Source organism: Devosia ureilytica, from assembly GCF_024273195.1.
Classification (GTDB): Bacteria; Pseudomonadota; Alphaproteobacteria; order Rhizobiales; family Devosiaceae; genus Devosia; species Devosia ureilytica.
The window spans coordinates 353,704-370,375 of sequence record NZ_JAMZCU010000005.1 but is presented as its reverse complement, the minus strand read 5'-3'; the positions used below and the strand labels follow the sequence as shown (position 1 = coordinate 370,375).

Annotated in this window: 16 protein-coding genes and 1 tRNA gene; 9 read left to right on the top strand and 8 right to left on the bottom strand. The window is 62.6% G+C overall.

The annotated features are described in order from the left end of the window. Window positions 1–247: hypothetical protein (locus NIM87_RS15030; RefSeq protein WP_254675500.1), on the bottom strand; the 247-nt coding region annotated here is incomplete at its 3' end. A gap of 48 nt (window positions 248–295) precedes the next feature. Between NIM87_RS15030 and NIM87_RS15025 the strand changes: the two genes are divergently transcribed. The 4 genes from NIM87_RS15025 to NIM87_RS15010 all read left to right on the top strand — a co-directional run bounded on the left by NIM87_RS15025 (window position 296) and on the right by NIM87_RS15010 (window position 5,461). Continuing rightward, window positions 296–610: a hypothetical protein gene (locus NIM87_RS15025; RefSeq protein ID WP_254675499.1), complete on the top strand. Its 315-nt coding sequence runs from the start codon at window positions 296–298 to the stop codon at window positions 608–610. 52 nt (window positions 611–662) lie between these two features. Then, window positions 663–2,900 carry a mechanosensitive ion channel domain-containing protein gene (locus tag NIM87_RS15020; RefSeq protein WP_254675498.1) on the top strand — a complete coding sequence of 746 codons (2,238 nt, stop codon included), beginning with the start codon at window positions 663–665 and terminating at the stop codon, window positions 2,898–2,900. 124 nt (window positions 2,901–3,024) lie between these two features. Continuing rightward, window positions 3,025–4,239: a lytic murein transglycosylase gene (locus NIM87_RS15015; protein ID WP_254675497.1), complete on the top strand. Its 1,215-nt coding sequence runs from the start codon at window positions 3,025–3,027 to the stop codon at window positions 4,237–4,239. Window positions 4,240–4,513: 274 nt separating this feature from the next. Beyond that, window positions 4,514–5,461, top strand: a complete 948-nt coding sequence (locus tag NIM87_RS15010; protein ID WP_254675496.1) for an alpha/beta hydrolase — start codon at window positions 4,514–4,516, stop codon at window positions 5,459–5,461. Between the two features lie 630 nt (window positions 5,462–6,091). Here the strand turns inward: NIM87_RS15010 and NIM87_RS15005 are convergent. The 5 genes from NIM87_RS15005 to NIM87_RS14985 all read right to left on the bottom strand — a co-directional run bounded on the left by NIM87_RS15005 (window position 6,092) and on the right by NIM87_RS14985 (window position 9,419). Beyond that, the gene (locus NIM87_RS15005) at window positions 6,092–6,505 is read right to left on the bottom strand and encodes a VOC family protein (RefSeq protein ID WP_254675495.1); all 414 of its coding nucleotides are present in this window, start codon (window positions 6,503–6,505) and stop codon (window positions 6,092–6,094) included. 144 nt (window positions 6,506–6,649) lie between these two features. Beyond that, window positions 6,650–7,135: a bacterioferritin gene (gene bfr, locus NIM87_RS15000; protein WP_254675494.1), complete on the bottom strand. Its 486-nt coding sequence runs from the start codon at window positions 7,133–7,135 to the stop codon at window positions 6,650–6,652. Further along, window positions 7,101–7,412, bottom strand: coding sequence for a (2Fe-2S)-binding protein (locus NIM87_RS14995; RefSeq protein WP_254675520.1), 312 nt, complete (start codon window positions 7,410–7,412; stop codon window positions 7,101–7,103). The genes bfr and NIM87_RS14995 overlap by 35 nt, the downstream gene beginning before the upstream one ends. Before the next feature lie 165 nt (window positions 7,413–7,577). Continuing rightward, window positions 7,578–8,270, bottom strand: a complete 693-nt coding sequence (locus NIM87_RS14990) for a DUF599 domain-containing protein (protein WP_254675493.1) — start codon at window positions 8,268–8,270, stop codon at window positions 7,578–7,580. Between the two features lie 111 nt (window positions 8,271–8,381). Beyond that, entirely contained in the window at window positions 8,382–9,419 is a 1,038-nt protein-coding gene (locus tag NIM87_RS14985) for an aldo/keto reductase (RefSeq protein ID WP_254675492.1), read from the bottom strand. 245 nt (window positions 9,420–9,664) lie between these two features. Between NIM87_RS14985 and NIM87_RS14980 the strand changes: the two genes are divergently transcribed. Further along, a tRNA-Met gene (locus tag NIM87_RS14980) sits at window positions 9,665–9,741 on the top strand. A 404-nt stretch (window positions 9,742–10,145) separates the two neighbouring features. Here the strand turns inward: NIM87_RS14980 and NIM87_RS14975 are convergent. Continuing rightward, window positions 10,146–11,267, bottom strand: a complete 1,122-nt coding sequence (locus NIM87_RS14975) for a 5-methyltetrahydropteroyltriglutamate--homocysteine S-methyltransferase (protein ID WP_254675491.1) — start codon at window positions 11,265–11,267, stop codon at window positions 10,146–10,148. A 125-nt stretch (window positions 11,268–11,392) separates the two neighbouring features. Here NIM87_RS14975 and NIM87_RS14970 point away from each other — a divergent pair, with 125 nt between their 5' ends. From NIM87_RS14970 to NIM87_RS14960, 3 genes are all read left to right on the top strand, one after another. After that, window positions 11,393–12,439 (top strand): aromatic ring-hydroxylating dioxygenase subunit alpha, encoded by a 1,047-nt coding sequence (locus tag NIM87_RS14970; RefSeq protein ID WP_254675490.1) that lies wholly within the window; start codon window positions 11,393–11,395, stop codon window positions 12,437–12,439. After that, entirely contained in the window at window positions 12,436–13,170 is a 735-nt protein-coding gene (locus NIM87_RS14965; RefSeq protein WP_254675489.1) for a GntR family transcriptional regulator, read from the top strand. The genes NIM87_RS14970 and NIM87_RS14965 overlap by 4 nt, the downstream gene beginning before the upstream one ends. 306 nt (window positions 13,171–13,476) lie before the next feature. Then, the gene (locus NIM87_RS14960; RefSeq protein ID WP_254675488.1) at window positions 13,477–14,445 is read left to right on the top strand and encodes a PDR/VanB family oxidoreductase; all 969 of its coding nucleotides are present in this window, start codon (window positions 13,477–13,479) and stop codon (window positions 14,443–14,445) included. 5 nt (window positions 14,446–14,450) lie between these two features. On the opposite strand, the gene NIM87_RS14955 is transcribed toward NIM87_RS14960, so the two are convergent. Then, a complete protein-coding gene (locus NIM87_RS14955; RefSeq protein ID WP_254675487.1) occupies window positions 14,451–15,845 on the bottom strand; it encodes an L-serine ammonia-lyase in 1,395 nt (464 codons plus the stop codon). Between the two features lie 139 nt (window positions 15,846–15,984). Here NIM87_RS14955 and NIM87_RS14950 point away from each other — a divergent pair, with 139 nt between their 5' ends. Beyond that, on the top strand, window positions 15,985–16,578 hold the full coding sequence (locus NIM87_RS14950; RefSeq protein ID WP_254675486.1) for an alpha/beta hydrolase: 594 nt from the start codon (window positions 15,985–15,987) through the stop codon (window positions 16,576–16,578). The last annotated feature ends 94 nt before the right edge of the window (window positions 16,579–16,672 follow it).

Genomic DNA, 16,672 nt, shown 5'->3' with positions numbered 1-16,672 from the left:
CGAACCAAATCACAAAAAGCCCCCGCCCAAAAAGCGGGGGCTTTTGTTTATCTTGCGATCCATTCGACCCCGAAATGACAGCCACAGGTGCAGCGTGGACGACATCACTTTTACCGCCGATTGCGAGAAGTGTTTTGGCCTGTGCTGCACGGCCTTGTCGTTTGAACGGTCCAAGCAGTTTGGCCACGACAAGGCTGCGGGCCAGCCCTGCCAATACCTGCAATCGGATTTTCGTTGTCGCATTCACGAACGGCTTGAGGATTTGGGCTATGGTGGGTGCGATGCCTTTGATTGCATGGGTGCCGGACAGCGGGCCAGCGCGGCCTTTGCCGCCCTCAACTGGCAGCGGGATCCCGCCGTGGCGCGGCGCCTCTATGCGCGGTTCTCGCAATTGCTGTTGCTGCAGGAATTGCGACAGGCACTCGAGACCGCGGCAGGCCTTGATATTTCGCCCCATCAACATGAGCAGCGGCGCGTACTACTTGAGCGTGTTGGCGGCGAGGCAGATAGCCGGGCCGATGATGTGACCGCGACTGCCCAGGTCGTCCTGGGAGAGGGCAAGAGTTTTCTCAGAGGTCTGGCCGCCAGCCTTGCCGCCCCGGCGGAGTGAGGCGAGGGGCCGCGTCAGCAGCTAAGGGGTTGACCCAGACCGAGCAAACGCCATGCTGGCGATATCGTATTCCGTCATGCAGTCGAGCCCTATGGTCCTGATCCGTTTTATTTTTCTGTCCCTGCTGCTGACCTTTCCCGCTTCCGCCCAGGACATTCTGACGGGTCAGGTGACGAGTGTCGCGGAGCCAGACACCAGTTCTGCGGCGGTTGATGATCTGATCCGAATCCTTGAGGACGATGCCGCGCGGGCAGTGCTGATCGAGCGCTTGCAGCAGGCGGCGCCTGACCCAGTGGCGAATGAGGCGGAGGCGGCGGCGCCGGACCTCAGCATTGCGAGGCAATTGGCCGAATATACCAGGGGTGTCGCCGAGGGAGCCTCGGCCACGGTACGGTCGGTGGGTACGGCGATCGGCAATCTGCAGCAGGTGTTCAGCGGCTCGATGAGTGCCGACAGCGGCGCCTTGCGCGAATTTGCCATTAATATCGGCCTGCTGGTTGTTGCCCTTTTCGGTGGGTTCTTCGTATTGCGCCTGATTGCCAATGGGTTGGGCAGGGGCATTGCCGCCAGAGCGGCAGGCGGCGGCCTCATTCGGCGCCTCATGGGCCTGGTTGGCCTGATCCTCGTCGATGCCGGGAGCGTGGTTCTGGCCTGGGGGCTGGGGTATGGGCTGGCGCTCAATTTTGGCACCACGCCCAATGGGCAGATGGGGATCAACCAGTCGCTATTGCTCAATGCCTTTCTGATTGTTGAGGCGGTCAAGCTGCTGGTGCGGCTGGTGCTGGTGCCGCGATTCCCGGCGCTGCGTTTGCTGCCGGTAACCGATGGCAATGCCGCTTATTGGTCGTTCTGGTTGGGGCGGATCATTTCCCTTCTCGGCTATACGTTCCTTTTTGTTTCGCCCATGCTCAATAGCCTTGTGTCGCGTGCCGCGGGTAGCGCCATACAGGTGTTGGCGATGGCGACGGCGGTAACGATTGGCATTATCATCGTGCTGCAGAACAAGGACGACGTCCGCGCCTGGCTGCAGGAAATCTCGGTTCGCCGCGACAACGATGGATTGGGACGCGCCCTGGCGGCCGTCGGCCGGCAATGGCATGTGCTGGTCATTGTTTATCTTGTCGCTCTGTTGGTGGTCTGGTTCGCAAACCCGGAAACGGCACTGCCGTTCATGATCGGCGCGACGGTCCAATCCGCGTTCGCTATTCTCATCGGCTCTCTGGTCATCGGGTTCATCACCCGTTTCGTCAGTGCCGGGTTGAGCCTGCCGGACGATGTGCGGCAGCGTCTGCCGCTCCTGGAAACCCGTCTCAAGTCCTTTGTACCGGCGGTGATGCGGGTGGTCCGATGGATCATCATTGCCGCCGTCGTTCTGGCGATTGGCCAGGCCTGGGCCCTGTTCAACTTCGCCGCCTGGATTGGCAGCGATGAGGGGCTGGCCGTGGCCGGGTCGGTGGTTTCGGCGGCATTGATTATCCTTGCCGCCATAGTGCTCCATGTCGTGGTTGCCTCCTGGGTGGAATATCGGCTCAACGTCAATTTCGGCCGGGTGCCGACGTCGCGCGAAAAGACCCTGCTCAACCTGTTCAAAAATGCCTTCACCATTGCCCTTGTGGTGTTTGGAACCATGCTCGCCCTGGCCCAGATCGGCGTGAACATCGCTCCGCTGCTGGCCGGTGCCGGTGTCGTGGGTCTGGCTATCGGCTTTGGCGCCCAGAAGCTGGTGCAGGACATCATCACCGGTATTTTCATCCAGTTCGAGAACATCATGAACGAAGGCGACGTGGTGGCCGTGGGCAGTTGGTCGGGGGTGGTCGAAAAGCTCACCATCCGCTCGGTGACCATTCGCGACCTCTCGGGCACGGTGCATCTGATCCCGTTCTCCTCGGTGGACCAGGTCAGCAACATGATGCGCGGCTTCTCCTACCATGTGGCCGAAATCGGGGTGGCCTATGACAGCGATATCGATGCGGTAAAGGCGGCAATGCATGAAGCCTTTGAGCTGTTGATGCAGACCGAGCACAAGGACGAGATTCTAGACGAATTGGACATGCAGGGGATAACTGCCTTTGGTGACTCGGCCATAACCGTGCGGGCCCGCATCAAGACGCTGCCGGGCAAGCAGTGGGGGGCGGGGCGCAAGTATAGCGAATTGGTCAAGACCGTGTTTGCCCAGCACGGGATCGAGATTCCCTATCCTCATGTCACCTATGTCCCCGCCGGCGGCAGCGCCAAGGGCCGGCTGCCAGCAGAGCCTGCGGACAATGGTCCGGACGGCGATGTCGACTGACAGCGATGTGATCGGGGCGGTCGGTTTGCCTTAAGGTCATCTTAATCGGGTGCGTTAATAGTTTGATACACGCGCAGTTGCGGCGCGGTCGTGACTTTTTGTCCAGCGTATCACGAGGCCGATGATGACCCGATCCAGTGGTATAACCCTTTCACGCCTGCGGCCTTGGGGCCGGGCGCTTAGTCTTGTGGCCCTGTTGGCCATGCCGGTTGCGGCGCAGGCCAATAGTGCCGATTTCGTGCGCAGTCTCTGGCCCGAAGCGCAGCAGGCGGGCGTCAGCCGCCAGGCCTTCGAGGCGTCGTTTGCCAGCTACAATCCCATTCCGCAGGTGATCGAGCTGACGCGGAAGCAGCCGGAATTCAGCCAGACAGTGCAGCAATATGTCGAAAAGCGCGTGACTGCCGCGCAGGCCAGCAAGGGCCAGTCGATGCGCGGCGAGTGGGCGCAGACGCTGGCCGGAGCGCAGCAGCGCTATGGCGTTCAATCGGAAATTGTCCTCGCGATCTGGGGCATGGAGACCAATTTCGGTGGATTCATGGGTGGGAACAACACCATTCATGCGCTCGCGACGCTGACCGAGAAAGGCTATCGGGCCGATTTCTTCCGATCCGAACTGGTGACGGCGCTGCGCATTGTCTCGGACGGGCATGTTGCCCCCAATGCCATGGTCGGCTCCTGGGCGGGGGCCATGGGCCACACCCAGTTCATGCCATCGAGCTTCATGCGCTATGCGGTCGACTATAATGGCGATGGGCGCAAGGATATCTGGAATTCGGTGCCTGATGCGCTTGGCTCGACCGCCAATTATCTCAAGAGCTTTGGCTGGCAACCCGGCGAGACCTGGGGCTATGAGATCAAACTGCCCTCGGGCTTCAACTTTGCCGCAGCGCGCGAAATGGGCAAGGCACCCCTCAGCCAGTGGCAGTCCATGGGCGTGACGCGGGCATCGGGCCGGGCATTTCCGCGACCTGAAGATATCGGCCGGCTCTATATGCCGGCCGGTGCCAGCGGGCCGGCCTTTCTGCTGCTGCCCAATTTCGATGTGATCAAGCGCTACAATAATTCGGACAGCTACGCCCTGGCGGTGGGGCACTTGGCCGACCGCATCCTGGGCGGCGGCGGCTTCGTGACCCCCTGGCCTGCAGGAGACTATGCGCTCAACAAGGACCAGAGGACCGAAATGCAGGCGCTGCTGGGCCGGGCCGGTTTTGATGTCGGCACGCCCGATGGGGTCGTTGGACCCAAGACCCGGGCCGGCGTCATCGCCTATCAGCAAGCGCGCGGATTGCCGGCGGACGGACATGTGTCCGGGCTGTTGCTGGATCGGTTGAAGCGCTGAGTCTTGCATTAATGACCTGTTAACAAACTCGGCGCAAAATTTTCGCGCTTAAGTAGAGGGCAGGCCCGCGACCGGACACCGGCGCGCCTGCCCTCGCCCATTTCCATCGCATCAGTCCTGACGTCATGGCGGGCCGCAAATGGTTGTGACTGCCACATTGTCCCCGGTTTCCTGCCGCATAGGGGCGGGATCGCTTTCCCTCAAACCTCCAGAATTTTTGCAGATGCCTTTCGTTCGAACTCTCCTTGGCGCGCTTATGTCCTTGGCGCTGATTTTGCCTAATCCTGCCCTGGCGGTTTCGGTGATGGACCCGTTCAACCTGCCAGCCGCCATGGATGGCGGTACGGCCAAGGTGGGCGACGGCATTGCCTATGCCGATGGCCTGCGCAACAAGCTGGACGTCTATGCGCCCGAACAGCGCGGTGAGCCCAGGCCGGTGGTGTTTTTCATCTATGGCGGGGGCTGGAGCCGGGGCGAGCGGGGCGAGTATGAGTTTGTGGGCCGGGCTTTGGCTTCGCGAGGCTTCGTCGTGGTCATTGCCGACTACCGGCTTTATCCCGAGGTGCAGTATCCGAGCTTTCTGGAGGACGGTGCGCGGGCGCTGCGCTGGGTGCAGGACAATATCGCAAACTATGGGGGTGACCCTAACCGGCTCTTTCTGTCCGGTCATTCGGCCGGTGCCTATAATGCGGTGATGCAGGCGCTCGATCCTTCGTTCCGCGAGGAGTATGGGGTAACCATGCCGATCCTGGCGGTCGGGGCGCTGTCGGGACCCTATGACTTTTATCCCTTCGAATATAATGAGGTGCGCGACGTCTTTGGCCAGGCCGTGAGCCCCGAAGGCACGCAACCGATCAACCTGATCACGTCCGAGTCCCCGCCCATGTATCTGGCCTCGGGAACGACGGACCCGATTGTTCGGGTGCAGAATTCGGAACGGTTTGCAGACCGATTGCGGGCGCAGGGCGTATGGGTGACGACGCAATATTACGATGGCTTTGGCCATATGGAGCCGGTACTGGCCATGGGTGCCATGTGGCGTTGGCGCATGCCGGTGCTGGACGACATGGTCGGGTTTTTCCAGCGCTTTGGCGCCTTCCCCAGTGGCGTGCCCTATCTGGCCGTGGCGCCGGAACCGCCGCAGATGCTGCCCGACTCGATTGCGCCGATTGACCAGATCGTCAGCCAGCTCAACGCCATGTTCCAGCCGATCGAGGAGTGATAGCTTTCGCAAAGCTCTCGCGGTCCTTCTGAGATGCTCCCGGGTCTGCTGACGCCATCAGCGCAGGCATGCTGACGCGCCGCCCGGCCCGAAGGCGTCGCGGTTGCACGGTGAAAAGCGGCTTTCGCCCCGATTGAAATTTTTAGAAAGAGGCGAAAGCCGCTTTCCACGACCGGGATTTCTTGCGCATGCATCGAGCGGCCCCGTTTTGCGGTTGCCCATCCCCTTGGCAGTCGGCGCATACCTTTGGCCCGTATGTTTTTTGACATCCATCGCCGCCTGTCGCCAGTCGCTTCGGCTGAGCGGCCGGTGGTCAGCATACACGCATCCGGCTAGGCGACCCCAACCAGCCCGTCTCCTCACCCGATGCTTCGTCGGCATCGCGTGTTGTCGGTGAGGACGGGTGCATTGTGGCACAAGATTTTGCCGCGGGGATAAGTGGGGTTGTCGAGGCGTGATACGCCCTTGTTCGACGGGGTCCCTTCGGGGCGCTTCAGGCTGAGTGCTGAAAAGAGCGGCGCTTTACTCTCTATGTCCAAACGGCGTGGTGCTGCGCACAGCGCAGCCTCGATCCACGCGGCGATTGTGGTTAGGCCGGCTACCCTTCCCGAAGGTGGAACGAGAGGCGGCTCAGGATGTCGGCTCTATGACCACCGAGGGGGCGGAGCGGGTGTTGGGGCCGTGGAAGACGGCTTCGATATTGTTGCCATCGGGGTCGAGGACGAAGCAGGCATAATAGCCGGGGTGATAGTCGCGGGGGCCGGGGGCGCCATTGTCGGTGCCGCCGGCGGCGAGGGCGGCCTTGTAGAAGGCGTCGACCATCTGCGGGTCCCTGGCCTGGAAGGCCAGATGAACGTGGCTGGGGATGGTTTTGGCATCGGCGGCATCGACGAAGAGTTCGTCGATCTGAAACCACCCATTGCCCTTGGCGGTGATGGGAATGCCCAGGACCGCCAGGCACTTCTCATAAAAATAGCGGGTATTGGCGATGTTGCGGGCGCGCAGGTGCACGTGATCGATCAAACGGCCGGTGTGAAATTGCATGCGAGGTCCTCTTGCTCTTTTGGACAAAACAAAACCGCCCGGAGATTGACCGGGCGGCTGGACAATTGCTGGCAGTTGAATTCCTGGTGGTCGCGTTTTCCGAACCGCAAAACCGTTGCCACTTTTGCTGGAAACGCTCCAAACCTACTCGGCTTCGTCGGCCGGGGCCGAATTGAGCTGGCCGTATTTTTCCGGCCCGATCTTTTCGAGCAGTTCGAGCTGGGTTTCGAGGAAGTCGATATGGCCTTCCTCGTCGGTCAGCAGGGCCTCGAACAGGTTCTTGGAGACATAGTCGCCAAGCTCTTCGCAGAGTTCGCGGCTGGCCTTGTAGGCGGCGCGGGCGTCGTATTCGCCGGCAAGGTCGGCTTCGAGCACTTCCTTGATGGTCTGGCCGATGCGCAGCGGCGCAACGCGCTGCAGATTGGGGTGGCCTTCAAGGAAGATGATACGCTCGATGAGCTTATCGGCGTGGTGCATCTCTTCGATGGATTCGGCGCGCTCCTTGGCGGCGAGGCGCTTGTAGCCCCAATCGTCCAACAGGCGGTAGTGCACCCAATATTGGTTGACCGCGCCGAGCTCGAGGAAAAGGGCCTCGTTAAGCCGCTCGATGACTTGTGCTTCGCCTTTCACGACGTACTCCGTTCCGTTGCTTCTTGAGCTTGTCCAGCCCTGACTGGAGCTCGATAAGCTCCGCAGGCTGATGGGCTTGCTGTGCGTGATAATTTTCGGTGACGCGGACGATAATGTCCACCACATTCGGCACGCAGCCCGAGCATTTCGCGCGACGGTTGAGTTCGGCATAGACCTTGGCGGGAACCACCAGCTGCCACGGATCGGCCTTGAGCAGATCGAGAACGATGTCCTCAATCTCGCGGGAGGTAATCATGTTGCACTGGCAGACAAGCATGGCGGGGGCCACAAAAGGTTCTCAACGGCGCGGAATAAACGCCGCTCATTCCTGAATGTCAACGTCATAAATTGTCGCGCGGCGGGTCCGCGGAAAAGTGCCGCGCCTTTGCGCGAGGGCGCGGATTTTTCGGCTGCGGTAACCGAACCGGCGGCCCGGCTGACCTCAGGACGCTGCATCCTTCCGAAGCCGGGCGGCAATGACCGCGGCGGATGCGGCGGTGCGGTGCGCCGAGGAGAAGAACTCGCGATGGGCCAGCACCAGCACGGTCACAAGGCAGGCCGCCACGGCCAGCCATTCCGAGACGAACCAAGCCGCGGCCGAGACCGAGAAGTAATAGGCGCGAATACCACTGTTGAAGTTCTTGGCGCCAAGGGCATTCATGCGCGCGATGGCGTCGACTTCCTCGTCCGTGGTGACGCGATCATGGTCGAGCGCCCCGAGCATGATGCAGAAGTGATTGAACTGGCGCAGCGACAGGGTAAAGGCGAAAAAGGCCATTACGAACATGGTCAGCATGATGACCAGATGCAGCTGCACATCCACCACAGTGTAGATCCGGTCCAGCGAAAGAGAATCGAGCGCTTCCATCACGGTGGGCAATTGTCCGAAGACGGCGAAGACGGCCAGGACCAGCAGCACGGCTGTGGAGGCCAGGAAACTGACCGAACCCATGATATTGCCCGAAAGGATAGCGTCGAACGGGCTTTCGCGCCGCGCCGCATTGGCGACCCAGCGGCGGCGCTGCATGTTCATGATCACCGAGAGCGACGGGCGCAGCTTTTCCACCTGCGGCACGATGATGTTGTAGCCAAGATAGGCCAGCAACGGAAAGACAGAGGTGAAAAGCGCGGTCACGACACGGCTCCGGGCGACGCAAAAGTGAGCGCACTATAGCGCCGCCTTCGTGGATAGCCATGCCGGAGATGGCGGGACGGCCGGGCGTGGTGCCGGCCGCCTGCGCGACAGTTAAATCGGGCGCGGGTGCTGCCGGTAGGTGGCATCGATATCGGCCAGCACTTGGGGCGAGAGGGTCAGATCCATGGCGCCAAGGACCTGAGCCAACTGGCCGGTGCTGGTGGCGCCGATAATGGTCGCGGCCATGAAGGGGCGACTGCGGCAAAAGGCGATGGCCATCTGCACCGGATCGAGGCCATGGCGGGCGGCGACCTCATGATAAGCGCGGGTGGCGCGCTCGGAATGCTCGTTGAGCCGCCAGAAGCCCTTCTGATAATCCTTGCGGCTGCCCTTGGGCGTGGCGCCGTCGAAATATTTGCCGGTGAGCAGCCCCCCTGCGAGGGGTGAATAGGCGAGCAGGCCAACGTCCTCATTGTGGCTCAGCTCGGCCAGGTCATGGTCGAAAATGCGGCGGATGAGGTTGTACTCATTCTGCACCGAGGCGACGCGGGGCAGGCCATGTTGTTCGGAGAGCCTGAGCCATTGGCTGATGCCCCAGGTGGTCTCGTTGGAGAGGCCGAAATGGCGAATCTTGCCCTCGCGCACCAGGTCGCCCATGGTGCCGAGCACGTCGTGCATATTGGCGAGAGTGTCGGCGGTGTCCTGCTTGTCCGGGCGGTAGGTCCAGTAATTTTCGAAATGATAGTGGCCGCGGCTGGCCCAATGGATCTGGTAGAGGTCGAGATAATCGGTCTTGAGACGCTTGAGGCTGGCCTCAAGGGCTTCGCGCACCGTTTTGGCGCCGGGGCGGGAGCCATTGCGGATATGGGCACTGCCGCCGCCGCCGATCTTGCTGGCCAGCACCCATTTGTCGCGATCCCCCTGGGCCGCGAACCAATTGCCGATGATTTCCTCGGTGCGGCCGCTGGTCTCGCGGCTGCCGGGAACGGCGTAGAGTTCGGCAGTGTCCATGAAATTGATGCCCGCGTCGCGCGCCATGGCGATCTGGGCGTGGCCCTCGGCTTCACTGTTCTGGCTACCCCAGGTCATGGTGCCCAGGCAAATATCGGTGACCTTGAGGTCGGTGCGGCCAAGCGTCTTGAATTGCATGAAGAATTTTCCGTTGGAAGCGTGTGTGAGGCGGGTTGGGCCGGACCCTAAACCAGCTCGACCTGGTATGGAAGCCGTTCAGCGGCATTTGCCGATGGACGGGCTTATCCACAGGGCGGGGCGCCCTTTTGGGGCGGTTTTGATGCCAGGGTCAAAAAACCGTCATGGAATGTGCGGGAGGGGTTGAGGTCTGGGCGCTCACCCCCTATATAGCCGTCACACCGCGCCGCAAGGCCAGTGTTTGACGCGGGATGGAGCAGCCCGGTAGCTCGTCAGGCTCATAACCTGAAGGTCGCAGGTTCAAATCCTGCTCCCGCAACCAAAGAACCCCAGTAACTCATCCGAGTTGCTGGGGTTTTCCTTTTGGGGCGCGGCGCAAGTCAAGCAATCCTCTTGGCCGGGGGCATGATGGGGCCGCTGCGCCAGGTTGACGTTCCTGGCGTCCAGATCGGCAGCATGCCGGTCGGCGCCGCGGCGTGCCAGGATCGCGCGGGCGCGTTCGACTGGAATTGCGTGCTTGCGCGCAAACATGAATAGCTCATAGGGCTGGCAGGAAGTTTCGGGGCCGGTGTCCATAGAGGCAATTACGTATTGGCGGCGGCAAGGTTGCGAGGCCCCGGCGGACTCGCGCCTGATGGTTAAAGAAAACTGTCCGCTCTCGTTGGTGACGAGGCCGGCGCATGCCCACAACGGGCACGCGCCGTTTGGCTCATCGGGGTGAGGTTCTTACACCTCGCCCCAGATCGCTTCCGCTGTCTTGACCAAGAGGTCGAGCTTGCGGCGTTGTTCGTCCATGGTCAGGTCATTGCCTTCCTCGGTGGAGGCGAAGCCGCATTGCGGGGCGATGCCGAGCTGGTCGAGATCGGCATATTTTGAGGCCGCCTCGAACTTGCGCTTGAGATCGTCGAGGTCTTCGAGCTCTGGCGTCTTGGTGGTGATGAAGCCGGGCAGCACGCGCTTGGTGCCCTTGGGCAGGAGGCGGAGCGGTTCGAGGCCGCCGGAGCGTTCGTCGTCATATTCCATGAAATAGATGTCGACATCGGTCTGGTTGAAGATGGCGTCGGCCGCCGGGTCATAGGCGCCATCGGCCACCCAGGTGGATTTGAAATTGCCGCGGCACATGTGCATGCCGATCAGCATGTCATCGGGGCGGTCAACGATGGCGTCGTGCATCATCTTGGCGTAGCGGCCGATCAGCCAATCGGGGTCCTCGCCGCGGGCCTTGCGCTCGGCGCGGATTTTTGCGTCGCAGAGATAGGCAAAGAAAATGTCGTCCATCTGCAGATAGCGGCAGCCGGCGGCGTAGAAGGCGTTCACTGCGTCCTTGTAGGTTGCGGTGATGGCTTCAAAATAGGCTTCGGCATCGTGCTTGTATTCGCTGACGGCAATATCGTCGTCGGCGATGCGGAAGTGGATGGCGCTGGGGCCGGGGATGGAAATCTTGGGTGTCACCTTGGAATTGGCGGCGACGAACTTGTAGTGCTCGAGCATGGGGTGATCGGCGGGGAAGCTGAGCTTGTCCGAGATCACGGGCACGTCCTGCTTGGTGTGGACGCCATGGAACTGGATGCCGCCGCCTTCGCGCTGGATGATGTCGAGCCCATTGAGCATGCCCATGAAATCGAAATGCCACCAGGCGCGGCGGAATTCACCATCGGTCACGGCCTTGAGGCCGGCGTCTTCCTGCATGCGGATGACCTCGATAATGGCCTCGTCCTCGATGGCCTTGAGCTCTTCGGCGCTGATGGACTTGTCCTCAAAGCGCGCCTTGCGGGCCTGCTTGATCGAATCGGGGCGCAGAAAGCTGCCAACGACATCAGCGTGATAGGGCGGTTTCGCAACGGCCATGGAAATTCTCCTCGTTTCCGGTTGGAGCGAGTGATGGCCCGAACCAGCGCGCTTGGCAATCGTGGGCTTGTAAAATGTATACAACTTGTATTTAGTGGCCCCTGTCGAGAAGGAGGATCGAGACCATGGGCGAACCCACATTTCCGCTGAATGCCTGGTATGCGATTGCCTGGGATGTCGAGGTGAAGCGCGAGCTGCTGGCCCGCACCATCTGTAACAAGCCCGTGGTTCTCTATCGAAAGCAGGATGGAACGGCCGCGGCGCTGGCCGACGCCTGCTGGCACCGGCTGTTACCGCTGTCGATGGGCGAGCTCTATGGCGACAATGTCATCTGCGGCTATCACGGGCTGGAATTCGACGACACCGGGCGCTGTGTATACATGCCCTCACAGGACACGATAAATCCCTCGGCTTGCGTCAAGTCGTATCCGCTGGTGGAGCGGCATCGCTTCATCTGGCTGTGGATGGGCGAACCCTCGCTGGCCGATCCGGCGCTGGTGCCGGACCTGCATTGGAACAATGATCCGAACTGGGCCGCCGACGGCAAATATATCCACGCCAAATGCGACTATCGCCTGGTGGTCGACAATCTGATGGACCTGACGCACGAGACCTATGTGCATGGCTCGTCCATCGGCAATCGGGCGGTGGCGGAAGCGCCCTTCGAGGCCACCCATACCGACAAGACCGCCACCATCACGCGCTGGATGCGTGACATCGATGCGCCACCGTTCTGGCGCGGGCAGCTGGGCAAGCCGGGCAATGTCGACCGCTGGCAGATCATCAATTTCCAGGCGCCATCGACCATTGCCATTGATGTGGGCGTTGCGCCCGCCGGCACCGGCGCGCCCGAAGGGGACCGCAGCCAGGGGGTCAATGGTTTCGTGCTCAATACGATGACGCCCGAAACCGACAAGACCTGCCACTATTTCTGGGCCTTTGCGCGCAATTACAAGATTGACGAGCAGGCGCGCACCCATGACCTGCGCGAGGGCGTCTCCTCGATCTTCCGCGAGGATGAGCGCATTCTGGAAGCCCAGCAGAAGGCCATCGACGATAACCCCGACCACGTCATCTACAACCTCAATATCGATGCCGGTTCGATGTGGGCGCGGCGGCTGATCGAGCGGATGGTGGCCGAGGAAAACGCCATGCAGGAGGCGGCGGAATGAGCGGGAAGTCAGCACGCGCCGCCCAATCTCAGCGAGCCCTGATGGGGGTGCGCGACCTGATCATTTCCGGCGAAATCCGCGCCGGCTCGCGCCTTTCCGAACTGGCCCTGGTTGAGCGCCTGGGGATTTCACGCACGCCCCTGCGCGCGGCGCTGGCGCAGCTGGGGCAGGAGGGGCTGGTGGAGGCCATTCCCTCGGGCGGCTATGCGGTGCGCAGCTTTTCACGCGAGGACGTGATCGACGCCATCGAATTGCGCGGCGTGCTCGAAGGGCTGGCGCTGCGACTGGCAGCGGAGCGTGGCGTGGCCCCGGCGCGCATGGGCGAATTGGTGCGCCTGCTCGATGGCATTGACGAGGCGCTGCGCGGCGATGTCGAGGACATGGATTTCGACCGCTATGTGGATCTGAATGCGACGTTCCACGAAAAGCTCTGGGGCCTCGCCAGCCAGACCATTCGGCGCGAGATCGAGAGGGTGACGAGCCTGCCCTTTGCCTCGCCCAGCGCCTTTCTCGACAAGCAGGCCGGGGTGCTCGAATTCCGCCGCTCGCTCTATGGAGCGCAGGCACAGCATCGCGCCATGGTCTCTGCCATTGCGCTGCGCGAGGGGACGCGGGCGGAAGCGCTGGCACGCGAACATGCGCGACTGGCGCGGCAGAACCTGGAATTCGTGCTGGACCAGGACCGCAGCCTCATTCGCCGCGTTCCGGCGCTGTCTCTGGTGGTGGGGTAGTCGCCCGGCTGGACCGGTCTGCACCATCCTCGGTGGTGGGCGTCCGAAGCACCCCCACCCTTGGTCCCNATTCGCCGCGTTCCGGCGCTGTCTCTGGTGGTGGGGTAGTCGCCCGGCTGGACCGGTCTGCACCATCCTCGGTGGTGGGCGTCCGAAGCACCCCCACCCTTGGTCCCTCTCTCCTCAAACCTCTCCACCGGAGAGGTTTGCCCTTCGGGACGGGTCGAAGCCCACAAGGGGGAGGGAGACGATGAACACTGGCGCCAGTGCCCCTGAGCCGGCCGGGATGATTTGGAGAAGAAGAACATGCGCAATCGGGTGGAATGGCGGGACGCGCGCGTCGCCGAGGTGCGGCAGATTGCCGAGGACGTGCGCCAGATCAGTTTTGCCGTGGATGGCGCGGTGCCGCGGTTCGATCCCGGATCGCATAGCAATTTCCGGGTGGAGATCGAGGGTGAGGCGGCAACGCGCACCTATACGGTGATCCCGGCGCCGGTCGGGCAGATTGCGGTGGCGGTGAAGCTCCATCCGCAAAGCCGGGGCGGCTCGCGCTACATGTGGGGGCTGGAAGCCGGCGATGCGGTACGGCTGACGCTGCCGGAGAACCGGTTTGAGCTGAGCTGGCGGGCGGAGCATTATCTGCTGCTGGCGGGCGGCATCGGAATTACCCCGATCTATGGCATGGCGCGGGCGCTGGCAGCGCGCGGCGCATCGGTGCGGCTGGTCTATGGCGCGCGCTCACGCGGGCTGATGGCCTTTACCGAGGAATTGCAGTCGCTGCTGGGAGATCGCTTGATCCTGCGCGACAATGCGCAGGGCCAGCATGTCGATCTGGAGGCTGAATTCGCGGCGCTGCCGGCCAATGCCGAATGCTATCTCTGTGGCCCTATCGGCATGCTTGAAGCGGCCAAGCGGGCCTGGGCCGAAAGCGGCCGCCCGGTCAGCCGGTTGCGCTATGAGGTGTTCGGGGACAGCGGGCTGTTCGCCGAAAAGCCGTTCACGGTGGAAGTGCTCAATCGGGGCGTGACGGTGCCGGTGCGCTCGGACCAGTCGCTGCTCGATGCGCTGAGCGCGGCAGGGGTCGAGATGATCTCGGATTGCCGGCGAGGCGAGTGCGGGCTTTGCGCGGTGCGGGTGCTGGACCGGGATGGCCAGCTCGACCATCGTGACGTTTTCTTCAGCGATGAGGAAAAGGCCGAGGGGCAGCGGATGTGCGCCTGTGTTTCGCGCTTGAGCGAGGGGCATGCGGTGATCGATGTGGGGTATCGGGCCTGAGCTGATCAGCAGGCCACGACATTGACGGCGAGGCCGCCAAGGCTGGTTTCCTTGTATTTCTCGCTCATGTCATGGCCGGTCTGACGCATGGTTTCGATACAGGCGTCGAGCGGCACGGCGTGGGTGCCGTCGCCCTTCAATGCCAGGGAGGCGGCGGTGACGGCCTTGACCGCGCCAAAGGCATTGCGCTCGATGCAGGGGATCTGCACCAGACCGCCAACCGGGTCGCAGGTCATGCCCAAATGGTGTTCGAGGGCGATTTCGGCGGCGTTTTCCACCTGGGCCGGTGTGCCGCCCATGATGGCGCAAAGGCCGGCGGCGGCCATGGCCGAGGCGGAGCCGACCTCGCCCTGGCAGCCGACTTCGGCTCCCGAAATCGAGGCGCGATGCTTGATGATGCCGCCAATGGCGGCAGAGGTCAGCAGGAAATCACGGATGGCGGCGTCGCCGGTGCCGGCATTGAACTGGATCGCATAGCGCATGACGGCGGGGATGACTCCGGCGGCGCCATTGGTGGGGGCGGTGACAACACGGCCGCCGGCGGCGTTCTCCTCGTTGACGGCCATGGCGAAGACCGAGAGCCAATCATTGGCCATCAAGGGGTCGAGCTCGTTGCGCTGCCATTTTTCGGCCAGCTGGGCATGGATGGCGGCAGCGCGGCGCTTGACCTTGAGGCCGCCGGGCAATTCGCCGCGCTGCTCGAGGCCGCGGTCGATGCAGCCCGACATGACCTGCCAGATGGCGTCGAGCTTTTGGTTGAGCTGGGCCGGGGACAGCCTTGCTTCCTCGTTGGCGCGCTTCATGGCGGCAATGGAAAGGCCCGAGCGCTTGGCCATGTCGAGCATTTCGGCGGCGTCAGCGAAGGGCCAGGGCACATCGGCGTCGGCGGGCGAGGCATGGCGCAAGGCGTCGAGCTCCTCGGCGGTCACGACAAAGCCGCCGCCGATGGAATAATAGATGCGGCGGAGCAGCAATTGGCCGTCGGTGTCATAGGCGCAGAACTGCAACCCATTGGGGTGGCCGGGCAGGGGCGTCGCCTTGTCGAGCACGAGGTCAACCGCCGGGCGGAAGCGATAGGCGGGGTGGCCCGGCGGCGTGACATGGCCGGTTTCGCGCACCTTTGTGATGATGGCGTCCATGGCGTCGGGGTCGACCGTTTGCGGGTCCTGGCCCGCAAGGCCGAGGATGACCGCCCGGTCGCTGCCATGGCCAATGCCGGTAAAGGCGAGCGAGCCGTGCAGGCTCGCCGTGATGGCGGCAGGGCGGGCCCGGGCGGCGCGTGGCCAGGTGCCCCGGGCCAGATCATCGAGAAAGCGCCGGGCAGCCGTCATCGGTCCCATGGTGTGGGAACTGGACGGGCCGATGCCGATCTTGAAGACGTCAAAGACGGACAAAAACATGGGCCATACTAACCCGAACCCGGTTTTGCGCAATCGGGGGTGGCGGTCACTGTTTCGCAATGGGCAACAGTGTGTGGCGTGGGCGGCCGGTTGCCCTAAAGCGGCAAACGGCCAATATCGGGGCAAAGGAGTTTCCGCCATGTCCCATTATCAGTTTCGCGCCGATCCGCTTGGCGATGCCAGCGCAGCGGTGATCTTTCTCTTCCACGGCACCGGTGGTGACGAGAACCAGTTTTTCGATCTGGCCGGTCAGTTGCTGCCGGGCGCGCGGCGGGTGGCACCGCGGGGCGATGTCAGCGAGCATGGGGCCTTGCGCTATTTCAAGCGGACGGGGGAGGGCGTCTACGACATGGCCGACCTGGCGCAACGAACCAAGGCGATGACGGACTTCGTGCGCCAGCAGATCGGGGCCGAAAGGCCGGCGCGGGTGCTGGGACTGGGCTATTCCAACGGCGCCAATATCCTGGCGTCGGTGCAGTTTGCTGCGCCCGAGCTGTTTGATGCGACCATGCTGATGCACCCGCTGATCCCGTTTGCGCCGCCAACTGCCGATTTTTCCGGTCGCAAGGTGCTGATCACGGCGGGGCGGCGTGATCCGATTGCTCCGGCCGGGGCCACGCAAGCGCTGGCGGATTATTTCACGGCCCATGGCGCCACGACGGAACTGGCCTGGCATGAGGGCGGCCACGAGGTGCGCAATGAAGAATTGCTGGCCTTGCAGCGGTTCGTGTGAGGGCGAAAAACCGGCGGATCCGTTAAGACGATCTTGAGGCGTTAGCGGGCAGGGTTGGAGCAGACTTTGCGCTGGTTGAGGAAGGGTCGATCAT